Below are 238 nucleotides of genomic sequence, written 5' to 3'. Positions count from 1 at the left end.
CATTGCCGACGTAACGGACATCTGATATGCCGTACTGATCCATCGGAACGGGACCGAACTTGACCTGCTGGTTGGCGGCATTGGTGATGCTCAGTTTCAGGCCGTTCTCCTGACCATTGCCCTTCTTCAGGAAGATCTCGCGGTCGAAAATATCCGTGCGTTCGCCGCTTTGCGGCAGGAATGACACGACAGTAGGCAAGAAGAGCCCGTCCAGGGGATTGCTGGAAGCCGGCGGGCC

The 238-nt window shown here is 57.6% G+C and carries 1 protein-coding gene; it reads right to left on the bottom strand.

What is annotated here, in order from left to right:
• Positions 1-238: hypothetical protein (locus ACRHNM_RS18130; protein WP_431138021.1), on the bottom strand; the 238-nt coding region annotated here is incomplete at both ends.

This window comes from Psychroserpens mesophilus, from assembly GCF_050617655.1.
In the GTDB taxonomy this organism is placed as follows: Bacteria; Bacteroidota; Bacteroidia; order Flavobacteriales; family Flavobacteriaceae; genus Psychroserpens; species Psychroserpens mesophilus_A.
Note: the sequence above shows the minus strand (reverse complement) of the source record. Positions and strands in the feature narration are given on the sequence as shown.